The organism is Alteromonas hispanica (genome assembly GCF_010500915.1).
Taxonomy (GTDB): Bacteria; Pseudomonadota; Gammaproteobacteria; order Enterobacterales; family Alteromonadaceae; genus Alteromonas; species Alteromonas hispanica.
The window spans coordinates 203,918-223,403 of record NZ_JAAAWP010000002.1 but is presented as its reverse complement, the minus strand read 5'-3'; the positions used below and the strand labels follow the sequence as shown (position 1 = coordinate 223,403).

17 protein-coding genes are annotated in these 19,486 nt (G+C 40.0%); 5 read left to right on the top strand and 12 right to left on the bottom strand.

Annotated features, from left to right (window positions below; genetic code table 11):
- Positions 1-52: 52 nt before the first annotated feature.
- Positions 53-847, bottom strand: a complete 795-nt coding sequence (locus tag GTW09_RS03925) for a flagellin (RefSeq protein WP_163110269.1) — start codon at positions 845-847, stop codon at positions 53-55.
- A 529-nt stretch (positions 848-1,376) separates the two neighbouring features.
- Between GTW09_RS03925 and GTW09_RS03920 the strand changes: the two genes are divergently transcribed.
- The 5 genes from GTW09_RS03920 to pseF all read left to right on the top strand — a co-directional run bounded on the left by GTW09_RS03920 (position 1,377) and on the right by pseF (position 6,474).
- Complete coding sequence (locus GTW09_RS03920) at positions 1,377-2,489, top strand: hypothetical protein (protein WP_163110267.1); 1,113 nt, start codon at positions 1,377-1,379, stop codon at positions 2,487-2,489.
- Positions 2,490-2,517: 28 nt separating this feature from the next.
- Entirely contained in the window at positions 2,518-3,489 is a 972-nt protein-coding gene (locus tag GTW09_RS03915) for a glycosyltransferase family 9 protein (RefSeq protein WP_163110265.1), read from the top strand.
- A 74-nt stretch (positions 3,490-3,563) separates the two neighbouring features.
- The gene (gene pseB / locus GTW09_RS03910; protein ID WP_163110263.1) at positions 3,564-4,565 is read left to right on the top strand and encodes a UDP-N-acetylglucosamine 4,6-dehydratase (inverting); all 1,002 of its coding nucleotides are present in this window, start codon (positions 3,564-3,566) and stop codon (positions 4,563-4,565) included.
- Positions 4,562-5,728, top strand: coding sequence for a UDP-4-amino-4,6-dideoxy-N-acetyl-beta-L-altrosamine transaminase (gene pseC, locus GTW09_RS03905; RefSeq protein ID WP_163110261.1), 1,167 nt, complete (start codon positions 4,562-4,564; stop codon positions 5,726-5,728). Before pseB ends, pseC begins: the two co-directional genes overlap by 4 nt.
- A gap of 53 nt (positions 5,729-5,781) precedes the next feature.
- On the top strand, positions 5,782-6,474 hold the full coding sequence (pseF, locus tag GTW09_RS03900) for a pseudaminic acid cytidylyltransferase (RefSeq protein ID WP_163110259.1): 693 nt from the start codon (positions 5,782-5,784) through the stop codon (positions 6,472-6,474).
- A 75-nt stretch (positions 6,475-6,549) separates the two neighbouring features.
- Here pseF and GTW09_RS03895 read toward each other — a convergent pair whose 3' ends face one another.
- The 11 genes from GTW09_RS03895 to GTW09_RS03845 are packed head-to-tail and all read right to left on the bottom strand — an operon-like array spanning position 6,550 to position 19,392.
- Positions 6,550-7,542 (bottom strand): GHMP family kinase ATP-binding protein, encoded by a 993-nt coding sequence (locus tag GTW09_RS03895; protein WP_163110257.1) that lies wholly within the window; start codon positions 7,540-7,542, stop codon positions 6,550-6,552.
- An 8-nt stretch (positions 7,543-7,550) separates the two neighbouring features.
- Positions 7,551-8,261, bottom strand: a complete 711-nt coding sequence (locus GTW09_RS03890; RefSeq protein WP_163110255.1) for a sugar phosphate nucleotidyltransferase — start codon at positions 8,259-8,261, stop codon at positions 7,551-7,553.
- Complete coding sequence (locus tag GTW09_RS03885; RefSeq protein ID WP_163110253.1) at positions 8,251-9,759, bottom strand: B12-binding domain-containing radical SAM protein; 1,509 nt, start codon at positions 9,757-9,759, stop codon at positions 8,251-8,253. The genes GTW09_RS03890 and GTW09_RS03885 overlap by 11 nt, the downstream gene beginning before the upstream one ends.
- A 29-nt stretch (positions 9,760-9,788) precedes the next feature.
- Positions 9,789-11,525, bottom strand: a complete 1,737-nt coding sequence (locus GTW09_RS03880) for a methyltransferase domain-containing protein (protein ID WP_163110250.1) — start codon at positions 11,523-11,525, stop codon at positions 9,789-9,791.
- Positions 11,500-13,023 (bottom strand): glycosyltransferase, encoded by a 1,524-nt coding sequence (locus tag GTW09_RS03875; protein ID WP_163110248.1) that lies wholly within the window; start codon positions 13,021-13,023, stop codon positions 11,500-11,502. Before GTW09_RS03875 ends, GTW09_RS03880 begins: the two co-directional genes overlap by 26 nt.
- Positions 13,024-13,039: 16 nt before the next feature.
- A complete protein-coding gene (locus GTW09_RS03870) occupies positions 13,040-14,350 on the bottom strand; it encodes a glycosyltransferase family protein (protein WP_163110246.1) in 1,311 nt (436 codons plus the stop codon).
- Positions 14,344-15,282, bottom strand: coding sequence for a GDP-L-fucose synthase family protein (locus GTW09_RS03865; RefSeq protein WP_163110244.1), 939 nt, complete (start codon positions 15,280-15,282; stop codon positions 14,344-14,346). The genes GTW09_RS03870 and GTW09_RS03865 overlap by 7 nt, the downstream gene beginning before the upstream one ends.
- Entirely contained in the window at positions 15,275-16,213 is a 939-nt protein-coding gene (locus GTW09_RS03860) for an NAD-dependent epimerase/dehydratase family protein (RefSeq protein ID WP_163110242.1), read from the bottom strand. The genes GTW09_RS03865 and GTW09_RS03860 overlap by 8 nt, the downstream gene beginning before the upstream one ends.
- The gene (locus GTW09_RS03855; RefSeq protein WP_163110240.1) at positions 16,213-17,391 is read right to left on the bottom strand and encodes a DegT/DnrJ/EryC1/StrS family aminotransferase; all 1,179 of its coding nucleotides are present in this window, start codon (positions 17,389-17,391) and stop codon (positions 16,213-16,215) included. The genes GTW09_RS03860 and GTW09_RS03855 overlap by 1 nt, the downstream gene beginning before the upstream one ends.
- Positions 17,391-18,455, bottom strand: coding sequence for an alpha-ketoacid dehydrogenase subunit beta (locus GTW09_RS03850; RefSeq protein ID WP_163110238.1), 1,065 nt, complete (start codon positions 18,453-18,455; stop codon positions 17,391-17,393). The genes GTW09_RS03855 and GTW09_RS03850 overlap by 1 nt, the downstream gene beginning before the upstream one ends.
- Positions 18,442-19,392, bottom strand: coding sequence for a thiamine pyrophosphate-dependent dehydrogenase E1 component subunit alpha (locus GTW09_RS03845; RefSeq protein ID WP_163110236.1), 951 nt, complete (start codon positions 19,390-19,392; stop codon positions 18,442-18,444). Before GTW09_RS03845 ends, GTW09_RS03850 begins: the two co-directional genes overlap by 14 nt.
- Positions 19,393-19,486: the final 94 nt, after the last annotated feature.

The window sequence follows — 19,486 nt, the reverse complement described above, 5'->3', positions numbered from 1 at the left end:
GAAAATATCGCTGTTGGCGATACTTAAAATGCAGCATCAAATGCAACGTTGATTAATTAAGTAACGCCAGTACCTGACCTTCCTGCTGATTAGCTTGGGCTTGAACAGCTAGGGCAGCTTGCGACTGCACATCGTTCGATGCACGCTGCGAGGAAGCCTGTGCAAAATCAAGATCTTGTATTCTGCTGCGCGCTTCAGCGGTGTTAACATTAGCTTGTGTTAGCGTTCTCGCTGCACTTTCAAATCGGTTTTGGGTTGCACCAAGGTCGCCTCTAGCGCCACCAATTATTTCAAGCGCAGAATCAGCTGCCGATAAAGCATCATTAACGCTGGTTCCCGATGTAATATCAATATTGAGCACGCCACCTAACTGAGCCGCTATATCTTGCGTTTGCACACTGATAGATTGTTCGGAGCTTGCACCAGCTTGAAAATTTAGCGAGCCGTTGTCTGACAAAAGAGGCTTACCAGCAAAATTGGTTTGCTCGATAGTTTGCGAGATATTTTCTTGAAGCTGAGTAATTTCAGACTGAATTGCGCGGCGATCGCCTGAGCTTAAAATGCCATTACCTGACTGAATAGTAAGCTCACGAATTCTATCAACGTCGGAATTAATGCTACCTAGCCCGCCCTCTGCTACCTGTGCAACTGAGATGCCGTTATACACATTATTGACAGCTTGGCGATTGCCTTCAACTTCCGAGGTTAGGCGGTCGATGATTTGTTGGGCAGAAGCATCATCCAGCGCGTTATTGACCTTCTTGCCAGAGGCGAGTTTTTCAAACAAAGACTCTTGTTTTTCTTGCACTTGGCTTAAAGTGAACGAAGATAAATTATCTACTTTCATGGGATTTCCCTCAACATCGCAATAGTTATGAAGTATAGCAGAACACTGAATAAAATATAATCACTCTTTCGCATATCAGTTGATAACTTTACACGCCAAGTTATACCTTAAAAAATATTTGCTCTGTCAATGAGGTAGAATCGTTGTTTGGAGAATTTTAGAAAAGTTTATGCGCACCACTGCGAGGCGCAGTTTATTAACAAATAAATCAAATTCTTTCACCTATGAGCGATTAGAATTATAAATCGATTTTTTACGTTAATATATCTACTAGTAGTTTGGTTATCGTTCCACCAATTGAGCTAAAAGCACAAAGCGTACCCATTCGAGATCAAATCTCAATTTTCAAACTCCATAGTGGCAATATTTTAAGGAAAATATAAGATAAACAAAAATATTTCGAAAACTGTATAACTACAAATAAATGTGTGAAGAGTTTGATATTTTACGAGATGGTAATAGGACAACGCCACAATTGTTCATGCAGAGTTAAGCGACAATTATAAGTGTGCAAAAAGGAATAAAAACAGTGAGAAGCTTGTTATTGATGACCAAAAACCAATACTCCGTGGTTACGCACTTTTTCAATGGCATTCAAAGAGCGTTGGAAACTATGGGTTATTTAGTTGACGTTCTATACTGTGATAGCGCCGAAACTATCTCTGAGGGCTATAAGGAATTAGCACCTATTGAAGCGTACGAACATTTATTTAGTTTTAATGGTAACGGATTAGGAAAAATATCCTCGTCGTTCAACACTCTTGACTTCGCCAAAAACAAACCTGCTTTTGTCTTTTGCGTAGACAACCCAATTCACGTTTTACCGCGCTTTTTCGGGCATCCAGTCAATATACTATGCGTTTCTAAGGAGCATGTTTCATTGATGCAGCAGTTAGGGCATAGTGCATACTTTTTTCCACATGCAGTTATGGACTGCGAAAAAATCTATCCGAAAACGAGATATGACAGAAAATATCAGGAAATCCTTTTTCCCATATCTTTCATGAGTAGCGAACTTTTAAAAAATTCATTGAGACCAGTTTGGGACCAATTGGGTGAAGCGATTGAAGCATCAACAAACGTTACAGACTTTTTGAGAGTGATAGGTGTGGTTTCAACGGCCTTTTCACCTGCCAGAACAAGGTTCAATGAAAATATTAGACGTATAGCTGTGTTGGTCGACCAGTACCTTCGTGCACGTGACCGTGAATTATGTTTACTTGAGTTTGCATCACGTAGGACCAAACTAAAAGTGATAGGGCGCGATTCTCAGAAATTTTCCAAGGTAACTGACTACCACCAATATTACGAAGCAATTGACTTTACAAAACTGTGTAAAGAAATATCCTTGTCAAAGTGGGTTTTACATCAGTCGCCAGGGTTTGAGGAAGGTATACACGAGCGTGTTATCTATCCTTTGGTGTGTGGACCCCCTGTGATGACCTTTAAATCCCCTTACGTTAATCAAGCAATGCGAAAAAAGGGCGTTGTCGACGTTACACTCACTCAACATTTCGAAGATGAGGCTCGTTATTCTCAGATAATTGTTGAAGGAAAGCTAGAAGTACAATCTCATCATACGTTGACACAAAGGCTATCCTCATTGTTTTCTGCACCGTTAGAAAATGCCTCACTTGAGTAAGTAACAATCAATGTTAAGGAATCTCCCAGTGTTAAAAAAGGAAAAAATATTAATAATCCGTATGTTAGGTTTAGGAGATGTGACATCTATTGGCATTCCAGCATTGCGACATTTGATGGCAACCCACCCTAGCAGCTCGCAATTTAGTTTCCTAACCTTCGCTGCAGGAAAAGAAGTCATCACACTCGCCGAAGAAAGTGTCAATGTTATAAGCTTAGAAAAAGATGAATGGCCTGATGATATAATAAGCGCGATGAATGTTTTCCTGACCCTAGCAGAAGATATAATATCTTCTAAATACACAAAAATAATCAATTTAGATACATGGTTTATGCCCTGTTTTTTAGCTCGCTTCCTATATGATTCAGGACAAAATGTTGTCGGTAACTTCATCAACATCTCCATATCAGAACTAGTCAAAAGACTTCAAAACAAAACATTGAACCCTGCGTATGTTAATCAACCGGGAAACTATATTGAGAGTTCTTGGGATTCTATGAAAAAATGGAACAGTTATTGGTGGATGCAGGGGTTGTCACCGCAAAATGGATACCCAGAGTTCTTCTTAAGAACATGCTGTGAATTTCACGATATAGATTTTGATATGAGCATACAAGTGGAACCCTGCCACCAACTAAAAGAAAAGAGACAAAATCAACCGGTTATCGCACTGGCATTAAATGCTAGAACCAGCGAACGCAATTACCCCTATGGAAAAGAACTGCGCAATGCCTTAGAGGAGAAAGGAGTATACATATGGACTGGTTTCGATGGCTCTGTGCCTTTGGAAGAAACACTTTCAAAACTCAGAGCATCCAACCTATTGGTAACCGTCCCTTCAGCTCCTCAATGGTTTGGAAAATCGGTAGGTTGCAAATCATTTGTTATATCCGGCACTGTAGACCCCAGAACCATTAAGCCAGACTTTCACACACCAATGAGTTCTGCTCATATTGAACCTAAAAAATTAGTAGAAGATATAATGAGAGCTTTGTCATAAAAATAACGTTTTAGAGTAACAAAGTCTAAAAGTGGTATTATAGTATGATAACTATAGAAAATTGCGGATGAATTATGTTTAACGATAAGTCAGTATTAATAACGGGCGGAACAGGTTCTTTCGGGCATAAGTATACCGAAACCTTGTTATCACGCTACAAGCCAAAACGTCTGATCATTTATTCGCGTGATGAACTAAAGCAGTTTGAGATGCAGCAGAGATTCAATGCTCCGTGTATGCGTTTTTTTATTGGTGATGTTCGAGACAAAGAACGATTGACACGCGCCATGCAGGATGTCGACTTCGTTATACACGCAGCCGCGATGAAGCAGGTCCCTGCAGCAGAATATAACCCCACTGAATGCATCAAGACGAATATTGACGGTGCTGAAAACGTTATCAACTCTGCAATCGATAATGGCATTGAAAAAGTAATCGCACTTTCTACCGATAAAGCCGCAAATCCCATTAATTTATACGGCGCAACCAAACTAGCATCCGACAAATTATTCGTTGCCGCAAACAATATGGTTGGTGCAAATAAGCCTCGATTTTCAGTCGTTCGCTATGGCAATGTTGTGGGCTCAAGAGGGTCGGTTGTCCCCTACTTTCGAAGCCTTATAGAAAACGGTACAGACCACATTCCTGTCACACACCAAGACATGACTCGGTTTTGGATTACTCTCCAGCAAGGTGTCGATTTTGTATTAAAAAATTTCGAACGTATGCTGGGGGGGGAAATTTTCGTTCCCAAAATTCCATCGATCAGGATCACAGATCTAGCCAAAGCAATGGCACCAGATATACCTATTAAAATAGTGGGTATTCGCCCCGGTGAAAAATTACACGAGATGATGTGTCCTGGTGATATGGCGTTTCACACATTTGAATTTAAAGACCATTTCGTTATAGCGCCAGCCATTAAATTTTTTCAGCGTAGTAACGACTTTACTAGCAACGCTCTAAACGAAAAAGGAAAGTCTGTTGATGAAATTTTTGAATATGTTTCAAACTCTAATCCTCACTTTCTTTCTGTAGACGAAATTTCAGCATTCAATGAGGAAGCTAGAAAGTGATCCCCTATGGCCGCCAGCTTATAGATGATGCTGATATTAACGCCGTAGTCGAGACATTAAAATCAGACTGGCTAACACAAGGCCCCCGCGTACCAGCGTTTGAACGTGCTTTAACTTCATACTGCGGAGCGAAATACGGCATCGCGGTTAACAGTGCAACATCTGCATTACATATCGCTTGTCTAGCGCTAGATGTTAGTCATGGCGATATAGTTTGGACATCGCCAAATTCTTTTGTAGCCTCTGCCAACTGTGCACTCTACTGTAACGCTAATATCGATTTTGTTGATATCGACATTAGTACAGGAAACATGTGCGTTGAAAAGTTGGCAAATAAATTAGCCCATGCTGCCGTCCAAAACCGCCTTCCCAAGGTAGTTATTCCCGTTCATTTTGCAGGCCAACCATGTGACATGGCTCGCATTGCAGAACTCGCCCAAAAATATCAGTTTAAGGTAATTGAAGATGCTTCTCATGCTATTGGTGCAAAATATCGAAATAATGCTATTGGTAGTTGTGAACACTCTGACATCTGCGTTTTTAGCTTTCATCCAGTGAAAATAATTACCACAATGGAAGGCGGTATGGCGGTCACAAATCGAAAGTCACTTTCTGACAAGATGCGGTTGCTTCGTAGTCATGGCGTTACTAATGCCCCAGAGCTTATGAGTAATCCACCTCATGGCCCTTGGTACTACCAACAGATTACATTAGGCTTCAATTACAGAATGAATGATATTGAAGCCGCACTTGGGCTTAGCCAAATAAAAAAGCTTGACTCCTTTATTGATAAGCGTAACAAAGTGGCTGATCTTTATAACAAAAGATTTGAAGCGTGCGATTTGGTTAATCCGCTTTTAGTTAATGCAGTATCATTCAGCAGTTATCACTTATACGTAGTACGTGTTGCTAATTTGTCTCAACATCAAAAAAGTGTGCTTGTAGAAAAGATGAGAGAACAAGGTGTATTCGCTCATCTGCATTATATCCCTATTCACATGCAGCCTTACTATATCGCTAAAGGGTTTAAGCAGGGAGACTTTCCGAATGCAGAAAACTATTACAGAGATGCACTTACGCTTCCCATTTTTCCAAATTTAAAGCCTGAACAAACAGACTTCATTGCCGATACATTAATAGCGTTAATTAATTCTCAAACGTAATAAATAGTTTCAATTCAATAAGCCAATCGATTGCTTTGCTAGCGAAGGATAATATGAACATAGCGATAATACCGGCTCGGGGAGGAAGTAAGCGTATTCCTCGAAAAAATATAAAACCCTTTTGTGGCAAGCCTATGATAGCTCACGCTATAGACAATGCGCTAAGAAGTGAGCATATTCAACGAGTTGTTGTTTCAACCGATGACGAAGAAATTGCTAATATTGCCATTGAGTATGGTGCAGATGTGCCTTTTATGCGTCCCGCAGCTTTGGCAGATGACTATACTGGGACAGCCCCCGTTGTCCGTCATGCCATCTCCATGTTATTAGAAGATGGGTGGACACTCGATAATTGCGCCTGTATATACGCAACCTCGCCCCTTTTATCTTCACAGCTCATTGATACTTGCATTGAAAAATTGAAAAAATCTGACGATTTGGAATATGTCTTCACTGCCGCTCGGTTTTCATTTCCTATCCAGAGAGCTTTGCTTCAAATGCCGGATGGCGGAGTTACAGCATTTGATAAAATCGCGATTACGAAGCGATCTCAAGATCTTGAGACCACTTATCACGATGCTGGCCAGCTGTATTGCGGCCATTATAGTAGGTGGCTTGACGAAAAGTCACAAGTCTTTGGCTTGCAATCTAGAATGGTGGTATTGCCGGATCATTTAGTTCAGGACATAGATACAGAGGCTGACTGGAAAAGAGCTGAGTTGCTGTATAAACTACTGCAAACTTAGTCAATAGAGCACCTCCCCATTCGATACAGCTATCTCACTGCCCAGTATTCCTTAATCAGTTATTCGGCTTGAACACTATTCATAGTGCTCATAGCTCACTACTTTGCTTCCTTCACTTCCAATATTACAATTAACATGGATAAATTCCGACAACGCAGCTTTAATAGCATTATGTTTATGGGGTGGTGCAAAAAACATCATAAAGCCGCCCCCCCCTGCGCCTAAGAGCTTGCCGCCTAGGGCTCCAGCTCTTCTACCCCGTTCGTAAATTCCATCAATTGCTGTAGTAGATACGCCGTCTGCTAATTCACGTTTTAGCTGCCACGCCTCATTTAACATATAGCCAATATTATCGAAATCAGGGGCTTTTGACTCTAGAATACTCCTTGCTTCGGTAGCCATTTGATGAAGTGTTTTCAACTGCCCCGCTTTCTTCGACACGTTATTTATTTTTTTGGTTGCAATAGTCTCAGCGATGCGAGTGAAGCCGGTAAAAAACAATAGAATATGATCGTTTAGTATTGAGTGATTGCCAGGTCTCATAATTAGTTTCGAAACATCAATGGTACCATTTTGATTAAATGAAATATAACCAGTACCGCCGTTCGCAGCCCACACTTGATCCTGTGAACCTACCTTTTCACCTATAACATTCTGCTCAACCCTTATTGCTTCTTTACCTAAAAATGACGCTGAAGAAATACGTCCCTCTAGCCCCCTCATTGCGTTTATTAACCCCACTGTAAAGGCTGAACTTGAACCAAGACCTGAACGCGCTGGTAAATCACTAAAGTGATGTATCTCCACGCCATAATCTACTGGGTACTCTTCCAAAACACCACGAACTGCTGGGTGTTTAATTTCTGAAACATTACTAACATTTTCTATTCTCGAGTAAACGATTCTATGTTTATGTTCAAAAAAAGGGGGCAACTTACGAACACTTAAATAGCAGTATTTATCAATGGTAGTGCCAACCACCGCGCCTCCATTCTCTAAATACCAGGCAGGGTAATCGGTGCCACCTCCGAATAGAGAGACCCTAAATGGAGTTCTAGTAATTATCATTGCTACCTCTAAAAAAGTTCTTGAGCGCGAATATAGCTCTCTGGCGTACCAAAATCTAAAAAATTGACCCCTTCGTTAACACACCTTATCGGCGGACGAGAAGAACTCATTAAATATTCTTTTTCAAATGAAAAGAGGGGTTGGGAGGCTAAATGGGACAAGTGGTATTCCCCTAAATAATACCAGCCGGCATTTATTACCCCGGGAAAATCTATCTGTTGTTTTTCATAAAAGGAAGAGAGCAGCCCGTCTGTTATCTTTACCGAGCCATAACGCGAAGCATTCGATACATTAGTAGTGAGCATGCCACCACCAATGTCGCGACTTAAAGAAACGAATTTTGCAAGTTGAAAGCTGACAAATGTATCTCCATTGCATACAAGAAGCTCTTTAGCCTGGGCATTTTCGCTCAAATAATTGATAGCATTGCATATTGCACCACCAGTCCCCTTAGGCTGAGCTTCCACTTGCCACGAAACCACCAAATTACTATCAAACGTCTCTAACCATTCAATCACTTGTTGCGCTTTGTAACCGAGACAAAAATGAACATGATTAACTTTCTGACTCTCACACCAATTAAGTAGGTGTTCAATATAAGGTTTGCTGTTAATCTTTGCTAAAACCTTAGGTGTTTCGCTAACAACCTTCTTTAGCCTTGTTCCCAATCCTCCCGCCAGTACTACAACCGTGGGTATGACGGTTCCTTCAGCTTTCATCAGTTATAACAGAAATTTTGTTTGCTTCCCTTTCAACTATCTTCCGACGAAGCCGAGTCTTTGCCATATCTTCAATATGCGCCCGTGTCTCCACACCGAATTTGCTTTCTACAAACCTCAGATAGTCGAGATTCTGAAAATAATAGTGAAATGCATTGTCTCTAAAAGCGAGTACATCAGCAGCGGATACGTGATTAGTAGGTAGAGGTAGACAGTCGTAGCTGTGTTGAGAAAAGCCAGCCCAAGATGCTGGCAGCTTCCACCCTAATTTTTTCGCATCTATGAAGAGTTTTGAACCTGGGTACGCCATTGCTGAGTAAAAGTTGATAAATTCACATTGCAGTTCCAAAGCTAAATCCAATGTTTGCTGCATGGCTTGCATGTCATCATCGGGCAAACCAAAAATGAAGTTCCCCATAACATTAATATCAGCTTCTTGAATCTGCTTCACGATATTTCTTATATCATCCTGAGAGAAAGATTTTTTCGCGCCATCTCTAACGACTTCACTTCCAGATTCTATTCCTAAAGCTAACCATCTTATCCCCGCTTTTCTCAGCAATGGTAACGTGTTTTCCCTAACAGTATCCACTCTCGCATAAGCCCATATGTTGAGCTCATCAACAAAGGGAAGTTCAGAGAGCATCTCGCAAATCGGAATATAATGGTTCTTTTTTAGGACAAACATTTCGTCAATAATTTTGAATGTCTTGACCCCATACTCCTCGTAAAGATACTTTATTTCCTCAACAACCGCTGCTGGACTACGAGTACGATATTTATTTGTATCAAATGGGGCATTAATACAACAGAAAACGCACTTGTAAGGACAGCCGAGTGTAGTGTAAATAGAGGCATATGGCTGCCTTGACTCAAACTGACCAAAACATTGCCAGTTATGAGCTCGGTACTTTTCCATCGGTAGTAAATGCCAGACATTTCCATGCAAATCTGTGTCTAAGTCATCAGAGATTTTTGCCTTAGGACCGTAATAATACTCCCCACCTTGCTCTCTATACACAAGCCCTTTGACTTCCTCAATACGAATCTGATTATCAAGCGCTTGCCAAAGCTCAAAAGAGGTAACAGTACCCTCGCCTTGGCATACATAGTCGACCTGCGTTTTATCAAGTGTATCTTGGGGTAAGGCTGTAACATGACCGCCAATTAAAAGCGTTTTAACCTCAGAGTTAATAAGTTTTAGCTCGTCAATTAGATCTGAAGCACCAGTCATAACCTGAGTTGATGCGGATGGTTGGTGGCCAAAAGCGACTATTACAACGAGTTTAGGGGCTAAGTCATTAATTTTTTGCGCCGCATTTTTGACACCCAGAGCTTCTGCTTCAGTGTCAATAATCTGCACAGGAACCTCTCTATCAATTAAATAACCAGCAACAAGTCTGGTCCAAAGAGGTGGTTCGATAGCCGTAAGTTTTTCTCCAAGAGACTGATAGATTTTATCTCTTCCTCCTGGGTTAACTACAATAAGATTGCTCATATTTATCACCATATCGATAGGTATAATTATTAAGGCTTCTTTTTGAATAAGTGTATTTGATAAATATCCATTAAAAATGCTCTTTCTAATTTTAGACTAGTGCAGTTGGCCTCAATAAATAGCTCTGTCAAGTCAGCTTCAAAAATCCATTCCTCAGTAGGTTGATTAGGTACACCATACTCATTTATCCAGTCTTCTAAAATATCTCTTCTTGGAGTAGATACTATTATACTTCCCCCCGGCTTGCATATGTTGACCAAAGATTTTATAAAGTTTGGCTTTTGGCTGTCAGTTATATGCTCTAATACTTCAGACGAAACGACTACATCATATGAATTATCTAAACCTAAAAACTCCAGTAGTTCTGCACTGCCTGTAATAAAGTTGATACCCTGATAGTTTGACTTTGCATAATGAATGACATCCCCTATTGGATCTAATGCTGTGACCTCACCATATTTGCACATAAGTTTCGACAACCAGCCACGCCCACATCCAATTTCTGCGATGTTTAAACGTTCATTAGCAATTGGGTGTGTTTCAGCAAGAAATTTATTAATTACTTGCCATCTTGAAAGCTCATCTGAGTTAGGCTCAAGGCGATTCCATGATTGGTTTTTAACAAATAGTTCTTTGTAGTACAAAGACTCTTCTAATGAAGGGCAATAAGCTTGGCTACGATTGTAGTTAATACGTTTTCCATTTTGTATCCAAATCAAAAGCTGCCTTATTCGTATTCTGCTAGTGTGCCTGGTTAGAAGTTTGTTTCTAGCGTTCGTAGTGATTCTGTCGCGATACTCTAAGTTATTTTTCAGTAAATCAAGTGACTCAATGCACTCATTTATTGATGAAAAAAACAAAATATCTTCATTTTTCTCAAACAAATTGCCTTGCTCCTTACCGGGAGGAAGCCACGAAACAACTGGTACAGACGCACACATTGACTCAACAACCCTTCCAGCAAACCCTTTTAGAATTGAAGGAAGATTAACATTGGCAAAACCCATTCTAAGGCCTTCTAAGTGCAGCTCAAACAAAGTTTTACGTATAGCAATTAGGTCTAATCGGAAGGATTCGAACTCCTGATGGTTTTTGAAAGCGTGAGGCAATTCACTTAGAATATTGTCAAATACAAAAGGTAGATCTGTATCTCTTTCAGGCAAGTGAGGCCTTGTCAACAATTCGCTTAGTTTAGAGTCATTTAGGTACTCCCTTCTTTTACCATAGTTGCTGCCAACAAATACAGCGGAGTCAGAAGTAGGAGGTTCTCGGAAATTAACATACTCTTCAGGTATCATTGGCGGGTACCAAGTCGCCTCAATCCCTAATTCTTCATGTACAATAACTGCATCTGATTCACTACAAACAAGTGCTTTATCAAAATTTTTTAATTGTTCTAGAACAATTTCCCTTCTATTTTTAAGATGAGGGAACTCAGTGAGCTCGTAACTTTCAAATGTAAGTGATTCCATCAAAACCCCTACAGAAAGATCAGCTACTTTTGAAAACCATTCCCAATAACTATCTGGAAGCGTACCATGTACACACCAAACCCAGACTTGATCATAATGTTCGGCGGTTTTGTTACGCACAAAATCTAAACAAGCAGTATTAACATTGCCATCTTGCCCTACTATTAATGGTGCGAACGTGTAATTTATATCATTAGCTTTTAAACCATCGATAAATGCGTATGCACCGGTATAAGACCAAGCCCGCGCTTGATTCCAAGTTGAAAACTCAATCGGTACTAGTAAAACTTTCAATTCTCTGCTCTCCATTTTGATCCATCAATAAGCTAAGTTCTTTCAAATGTCTACGTTTTTCAGCTTCAGGTCTCATAGATGCAAAGTGTGCACAAACCGAGCCAATAATTTTTTTTGTAGGTTCATCTAATTCCTTAACTTTTAATAGTAGTAGATAAGCACTGACAAAAGTTGGGTCTTTATTGAGGATTTGGCATATTAGATCGATCTGTTCCCGTATAGAGAGTTTATATTGGGTGGACATCAGTGTTTTGAAAAGCTCTCTTGCATTTAGGCTTTCGGATAAAGAGAAGACATTCTTATCTTTAATAGAATTAATCGTACCTTTTACATTATTCGATAAAGTTTTGTTGGAGTTTATTCGCAAAAACCTCGTTATTGGCTCCTTACTTTTTATAACTTTAGACTCGACAAGGAAGGGCTCAAAATAATACGGCATTTTCTTCTGCATCACTTTGATAGACTCTAAATCATTCTCCGCAAGAATCTCATTTAGAAAAAAAGTTAATGCATATGGTATGTATTCTTTTTCATTGTTTTTGTTAAGAAGAAATTCATCATTTTCAAACACATCAAGTTTAAAAAATTCAAAGTAGCCATGTAGAAGGCATGCATTGGTTAGAACACCCATAAAGGAATTATAATCCAAATTAAAACCACCACCTTCCCTGCAATCAATATATTTAATTATTTCAGATAAATGATTTATGAAATTTATTTGCTCTTTTTTCTCACAGGCTTTTTTATGAAAACTATAGTCAAAAAAATCATCCGGATGGAGGTGAGCTAATAATCCTTTCGAAAACCCAGCAGAAATATGTTCATTAATATATCTTTCTAAGGTTAAAACCTTATAGTGTCTACCAACAAGCTCCCTATTTAAATAAAGTGAGCCACCGTTTGAAAAAAAACGTGTACCAAACTCAATATCTTCACAGCCATACCTAGTGAAACCCTCGTTAAACTTAATATTTTTAAAAAAGAGTGTTTTAAAAGAAGTAACCCCCCCACAAAAGTTGGATAGTTGATTTAGGCTTCTAGAGCTCGTGAAAATACTCCACCCTCCAACCTCCTCATACCAACGAGTTAGAGTATTTTCAAAATCAGTCTTTTCCCAAGTAACTCTCCCTACTAAGGCTTCTTCCTCATTTGTATGTTTATTATGAAACGATAAAACATGTTCGTACCATTTTGGATCAGGAAATATATCATCATCAATGAAAGTACCAAGTTTAGTGTAAATATGATCTAGACCTGTATTTCTTGCGGCAGAAAGCCCCTTATTACTATCATGCACTATAAGTTTACAATGATATAAAAATTGAACTTTTTTAGTTAATTCTGTTGTAGGAGGCTTATGACCATCCCAAACAACACAAATTTTAATCAGTTCATTTGCATTCCTTAAGTGCTTTAGAAGACGAAGCAACCTAGAGGGCTCATTTCCTATTGTTGGTATAACAACAGTCAGGTCTGTTATGTCATATCTATTTTCCACACTCTCTCCTAAAGTATTATAAAAGCTCTAGGACTTTCATAGTCCACTTACAGCATACCTCTTTTGCCCCGACTCTAGCTGCTTGTTCCTTTGATTTTAACAGGCTATCAACCTTATTAATTAATTCTTCCTTTGAATTATAGTAATGTATATTGAAAGGACCGAATAAGTCATTAAATGCCTTTGTTTCGTCATTTTGTTGCTCAAGTAGAATTGCACCACACTGTAGAGCCTCTCTAACTTTCCCTTTGCACTGAGACCTAAAGCTGTATGTTTGAGAGTTGATGACAACTTTAGTTTCTCTGAGCAACTCAGCGTATTCATAGGTTGATATAGGCTTCCTATGTTTCCCTGAAACTCCCCCAAAATGATTGAAATCTGAGCCAAAAGACTCCTTTAATATATTTAGCCAAAACTCTCTTTCTCCAACAATACTACCAAACATAGAAACCGCATAAGATCTAGTTTTTTTATCGTCATAATAGAAAATTGATGGATCAAACCACGTTGGATGAAAAATGACTCGCTCAGGATTGGTATGCTTACAGTATGGGACTAGTCTTTGATACATTTTTTCTAAGCGACTGGCATTAGAGTTTTCAATGACCAAGTCCGCATAATCTAATACATCTCTTTCGTAATCCAAATATCCCGACTCTTCATTCTCTTCATCATAATCCCACCAGATGGTTAAAATTCTCAACTGAGGTAGATATTTTTTTAATTTAAGGAAAAATGATTTGGGGATATTTTCTTTTACGTGGGTAGGTGTATGCACTAAAAGGTCTGGCTTAAATATCAAAATACGTGATTCTAGTTCTTCGCACCACCTTCCCAACGCAGCAGCCATAAACTCAGATCCATAAAGCTTGAAAAGCGCTGCCGCCGGGTATCGTTGGGATAACTCTGTATGTATATTATCTTCGTAAGCTCGACTAGAAATCAGTACATTTAAACTAAAAGAGCATATATCTTGAGGTGGTATTATGGGTAAATCATTTAGCTTTTTACCCCAGAGTCTTTCATTCTTATCAGCAATAGCAACAACGTTAAGACGACTGATAAACTTCCAATATTGTGTTGTATGAGCTCCAGCGCCATAAACCACGACAGGAGCCTGACCAGTTTTAGACAAGCAGTAGTCTACAGATTGACTTACTAGATCTTCACTATCTGCCTCTTGCCAACCAAATGCATAGGTTTCATGTTCACCAAGTAAGCCAGACTGAACCATAGGCTCCCTAACCTCTAATTTGCCAGAGGAATCTTCATAAGGCTTTGTTTCAAACAAATGGATGGCAAAAAAAGTTCTTGGACTTTCTAACATTGTTTTAAGTAGTCTTGGTATGTCATTGTAAGACCTGTTGTAAGGTCAACTTCAGGTCGCCATTTAAATTGCTGGCAAAGTGTTTTATCAAGTGACTTGTGGGGCATCCCATCAGGTTTAGAAGAGTCCCACAGGATTTTTCCAGAGTACCCGGTCACGGCAGCAATTGCTGAGCCTAGCTCCTTGATGGAGATGATCTCTCCGCCGCATAAGTTAACGGGCTCGACCCCCTCATAATGCTGTAAAAAGTGCAGCATTCCTTTTGCAGCATCATCCACATATAAAAACTCTCGAGTTGGCTCTCCACTCCCCCACAAAGTAACCTCACCTCTCTCATCTAACTTTGCTTTATGAAACCGATTTAACAAAGCCGGAATTACATGACCTCGCTTATCATTAAAGTGATCACCGGGACCATAGAGGCTAGTGGGTACTAGTGTGAAATACTTAAGGTCATACTGCCGAGCATAATACTCTGTTAGTTTTGTAGCTGCTACCTTAGCAATAGCATATGCTTCGTTTGTAGGTTCAAGTGGTCCAGTTAGTAAGCTTGCCTCTTGAATTGGCTGTTCTGCAAGCCTCGGATAGAAACAGTTAGATGCAAGGTTAAGAAACCGCTCAACCCCTAACTCGGCACATGAACGTATTAAGTTTGTTGCAATCATTAAGTTATCGTACAAGAACTCAACTGGCTGGGTGCGATTGGCCTCGATACCGCCCACTTTTGCTGCCGCACAGATGACTACATCAGGTTTTTTTTCAGCAATAAACTCCCAGACATCCGCCTGAGCTCTTAAGTCTAGATTACTTTTGTTAGCCGTTATTATTTCGACGTTAAAGTAAGCAAACGCTCTGGTAAGTGCCTTACCAACTAGCCCTGTATGTCCCGCAATAAAAACTTTTTTATTATTTAGATCAAAAAATTTAGACATTACTGTATCGGGTATTTGAAATCATTTCGTACCCCTTAACAAGTTCAGCAATTCCCTTGTCTAATGAAAACTGTGGCTGAAAGCCTGTAGCTTCAATTTTTTCATTGGACACTATGTAATCACGCTTATCTGGATCTTCTCCTATAGGGGCTTCCAAGAAAGTAAACTTCGGTACTTGTTGCTGAATTCTTTGACAAAGTTCTAATTTGGATAAATTCGCATCGGACAAGCCAACATTATAGGCTTCGCCCTTCATCGCTTCAAAATTGTCAATACCATGGATAAACGCGCGTGCTACATCTCGAATATGGATATAGTTTCGTTTAAAATGCGACTCAAATAAAACTAGTGCTTTATCTTTGACCGCTCGGTAAACAAAATCATTCACCAGTAAGTCAAGACGCATTCTAGGGGCAAAACCAAAAACAGTTGCTAACCTGAAACTAATGGAAGACGAACGACTTAACACCGCTTCTTCAGCTTCAACTTTGGTCGTACCATATAAACTAATGGGGTTTAGAGGGCTTTCTTCAGTACAGAACTTACCTTCTTCTCCAATACCGTATCCACTATTCGTTATTGGCATTAACAACATTTGCTCATTGCTTAGCATTTTACTTAACGCAACAACCGAATCACGGTTTGTTGTTATAGTACCTATTTCATCTCGAGCACATAAAGGCGCCCCTACTAGTGCAGCCAAAGGTATGACAACATCCTGAGTTTTAATTAATTGGGCCAGTAAATTTTTATCTCGACAGTCCCCTCTAACTACCGAAAAATTAGGATTGAAGCACACTGCATTAAGTGAGTCTTGGGCGAACATAAAATTATCTAAAACAGTAACTTTATGCCCTCTACTCAATAACTCTGGAACCAATATTGAACCAAGGTATCCTGCTCCGCCGGTGACTAAAACATTAAACGCCATTAGCGCGTCTCCTTTGCTGCTTTATCCAGTACCATGTAAAGCTTCTTAATATCTTCAGTTAGATCAAAGGGGTGATTCCCTACGAAAAAGCCGTAATCGTGGGCAATGTTAGCATTTATAATAGGTGATGCTTCAGAGTAGTCATAATATTTGATTACATCATGCCTTAAGAAGTTACCGCCGGTGATAATACGAAATCCGATGCCTGCATCTTTAAGCGCATTAAAAATAGCACTGCGGTCCAGTTTCATTTCTGGGTTTAAAATTATGGTAAAACAGAAGCTAGAACTCGCACCGTTCTCTCGTTGAATGATAAACCTCTCATCATCGGCAAATAGCGACGTAAAAGTGGCTAAATTTTTTCTTCTTGCTTTAGTAAATTCTGGAAGCTTCTGTAGCTGTTCAATACCGGCGGCTGCATTTAATTCAGTCGGTCTCACGTTGTAACCAGGCAAAATAAAGCGATATGCTTCAAAAAGATCGTTTTCTTTTTTATTGAATAACTTAGAGTCTTCAGGAAGATCTCGAGTCCATCCATGCGCCCTTAAACAGCGACAAATTTCACCAAGTTCATCATCGTCTGTTAAGATCATCCCACCTTCCATCGTAGAAATATGGTGTGAAAAGAAGAAACTAAAGGTGTTTAGATCACCAAAGGTACCGGCTTTTTTACCATTTATCTCCGCATCCATAGATTCGCAATTGTCTTCCATGAAATAGAGATTATTTTCGTCAGCTATCTCTCTCATTACGTCGAGAGCCGCAGGATTGCCTAAAATGCTAACACCAAGAATCATTCGCGTATCTTCTGTAATAGCGCTTCGCAATAACGTTGGGTCAATATTCAATGTGTCTAACTCTATATCAACAAAACGAACTTTAAGACCATACTGCTGAAGCGGATGATAGGTGGTTGCCCAGCTGAGCGCAGGCACAAGGACTTCATCACCTCTTTGAAGAGGATTATTTTGCTTAAAAAACAAAGACGCAACTGAAAGGAGATTTGCTGAAGAGCCCGAATTGACCATGATAGCGTGCTTTTTATCGTGGTAATCAGCAAATTGCTTCTCGAATTCAGAGACAATCGGCCCCATAGTAAAAAAGCCCGAATCGATAACTTTCTGTAACGCAGCAAGCTCTTCATCTCCCCATGTTGGGGCAGCTAAACTATATGACATTAAAATGGTCCTTTAAAATTTTTCTGATACGCTAATTCACATTGTTGCTCTGTAGGTTCCCAAGTGTTTGATGGATCACAAAGGAGGCTTGCAGCAATGGCAATTGATTTGGGTGAGGGATAGAAAACATTTTCTAGGCTCGGCGTAGTTGGGCACGTGGTTGCGGCGAAACCTAACCGTCTTATTTTTACTTTTTGCGTTATTATATCGCTTTCCGCCACCCTTGCAGATATTTCAGCAGAGATACCACAATTCAACCAAGCATTATCGACGATCAATAAACGTCCGGTTTTTTTCACTGACTTTTCTATAGTTGTAGAATCTAATGGAGAAATCGTAACTGGGTCAATAATTTCCGCATTCATACCCTGTTCGGCTAACAGTTCGGCTGCTTTTATCGCCTCTGCTACCATGCTTGAAATAGCGACAATCGTGATGTCGTTACCGTTTTTAATAACTCTTGATTTTCCAAACTCAACGGAATAAGGTTCTTTAGGCACATAAGCTTCCGTGCCATACAATAATCTGTGCTCCATAACAATTACAGGATTGTTATCTCTAACTGCCTGAATCATCAACCCTTTTGCATCATAAGCATTCGATGGAGCAACAATTTTTAATCCAGGAATATGAGCAAACATTGAATGCAAGCCCTGAGAGTGCTGTGCACCTTGCCCCCATGACTTCCCCACAATCGTTCTCACGACTAAAGGTACTTGTACCGTGCCGCCGTACATGTAGTGACTTTTTGCAGCAATATTCACCAACTGGTTCATGCAAAGCATCAAAAAATCCATACGTATATGAACATGGATAGGTCGTTGCCCGGCCATGGCTGCACCGATAGCGACGCCAGTCATCGCATCTTCAGATAAGGGCGTCGTAAACACTCGTTCGGGCCCAAATTTATCCACTAAGCCAAGAGTAGAACCTTGAATGCCTTTATGATCATCGACATCAAGACCCATCAGGAAGACACTATCATCTTCCTGCATTGCCTGTTCACAACCTTCATTCACCGCTTCGTAGTATTTAAGCAAACGATTATTATCAAGCGTAGACATACTTGTACAACTCCTCTGGCTCGGGAAACGGACTATTTTCGGCAAAGTCGATTGCAGCTGCGATTTTTTGCTCTATTCGCTTGTCAACCATCGCGCGAACTTCAGGATCTAGGGATTGTCCTAACGACAAAAACACGTCTTTTTTTCGCCAAGCTATGCTCTCTTCAATAGAGCGATAGCCTTGATCGTAGTCTTCATTTGGGCCCACGTGTTCACTCCAACGGTGGGTGATGCATTCCATGAAAGCAGGGCCTTCTCCCTGTCTCATTCTTTCTATGTGGGTTTTTGCATAGTCGTAAATAGAAAATATGTCCGGCTCGGAGAACTGATGGGCCGGGATACCGTAGGTTGCCATTCTTTCTTTGATTTTAGGCGTTGCCCATCGCTTTTCTATCGGTTCATGAATTGCTAATTGGTTATTCTCGCAAACAAATAAAATGGGTAATTTATGGATGGCTGCAAAGTTTATACTTTCACTGAAGCACCCTTCCTCCGTTGCACCATCCCCCATAAATACCACAACTACATCATTCTGTTTCTTTTGTTTTATAGCCAAGGCATGACCAACAGCCACTGGGATTCCTGTTCCTACAACAGCTGACATACCAATAACTCCTTGCTTAGCATCAACTAAGTGCATAGAGCCAGCGCGTCCTTCGGCACACCCTGTCTTTTTACCATAGAGTTCGGCCATCATGGCATTAAGATCACCACCTTTAGCCAGATAGACACCATGCCCCCTATAAGTCCCACAGACATAATCCGTGGCCAACAACTCTTCTATTATTGCGGCACAAATGTACTCTTGCCCAATAGCTAAATGTACAGGGCTCTTAATTTTATCGCTCGGATAGATTTCCGCTATGGCTTCTTCTACTCTTCGTATTAACGCAACTTTTTCATAAAGACGCACATCTACAGGTTTATACTCATTCATATTTGAAACCAATTCGTTGCTAAATAACTAAATCTAGTGACCTAGACGTGCACATTTTTACCGTAGGTAAAAATGTGCACGTCATTATTAAAAT

Coding starts and splice junctions, on each gene's coding strand:
- GTW09_RS03850 (WP_163110238.1), bottom strand. CDS start 18,455: ATGTCTACGCTTGATAATAATCGTTTGCTTAAATACTACGAAGCGGTG.
- GTW09_RS03870 (WP_163110246.1), bottom strand. CDS start 14,350: ATGTTAGAAAGTCCAAGAACTTTTTTTGCCATCCATTTGTTTGAAACA.
- GTW09_RS03865 (WP_163110244.1), bottom strand. CDS start 15,282: ATGTCTAAATTTTTTGATCTAAATAATAAAAAAGTTTTTATTGCGGGA.
- GTW09_RS03855 (WP_163110240.1), bottom strand. CDS start 17,391: ATGTCATATAGTTTAGCTGCCCCAACATGGGGAGATGAAGAGCTTGCT.
- GTW09_RS03925 (WP_163110269.1), bottom strand. CDS start 847: ATGAAAGTAGATAATTTATCTTCGTTCACTTTAAGCCAAGTGCAAGAA.
- GTW09_RS03885 (WP_163110253.1), bottom strand. CDS start 9,759: ATGAGCAATCTTATTGTAGTTAACCCAGGAGGAAGAGATAAAATCTAT.
- pseB (WP_163110263.1), top strand. CDS start 3,564: ATGTTTAACGATAAGTCAGTATTAATAACGGGCGGAACAGGTTCTTTC.
- GTW09_RS03845 (WP_163110236.1), bottom strand. CDS start 19,392: ATGAATGAGTATAAACCTGTAGATGTGCGTCTTTATGAAAAAGTTGCG.
- GTW09_RS03860 (WP_163110242.1), bottom strand. CDS start 16,213: ATGGCGTTTAATGTTTTAGTCACCGGCGGAGCAGGATACCTTGGTTCA.
- pseF (WP_163110259.1), top strand. CDS start 5,782: ATGAACATAGCGATAATACCGGCTCGGGGAGGAAGTAAGCGTATTCCT.
- GTW09_RS03895 (WP_163110257.1), bottom strand. CDS start 7,542: ATGATAATTACTAGAACTCCATTTAGGGTCTCTCTATTCGGAGGTGGC.
- GTW09_RS03890 (WP_163110255.1), bottom strand. CDS start 8,261: ATGAAAGCTGAAGGAACCGTCATACCCACGGTTGTAGTACTGGCGGGA.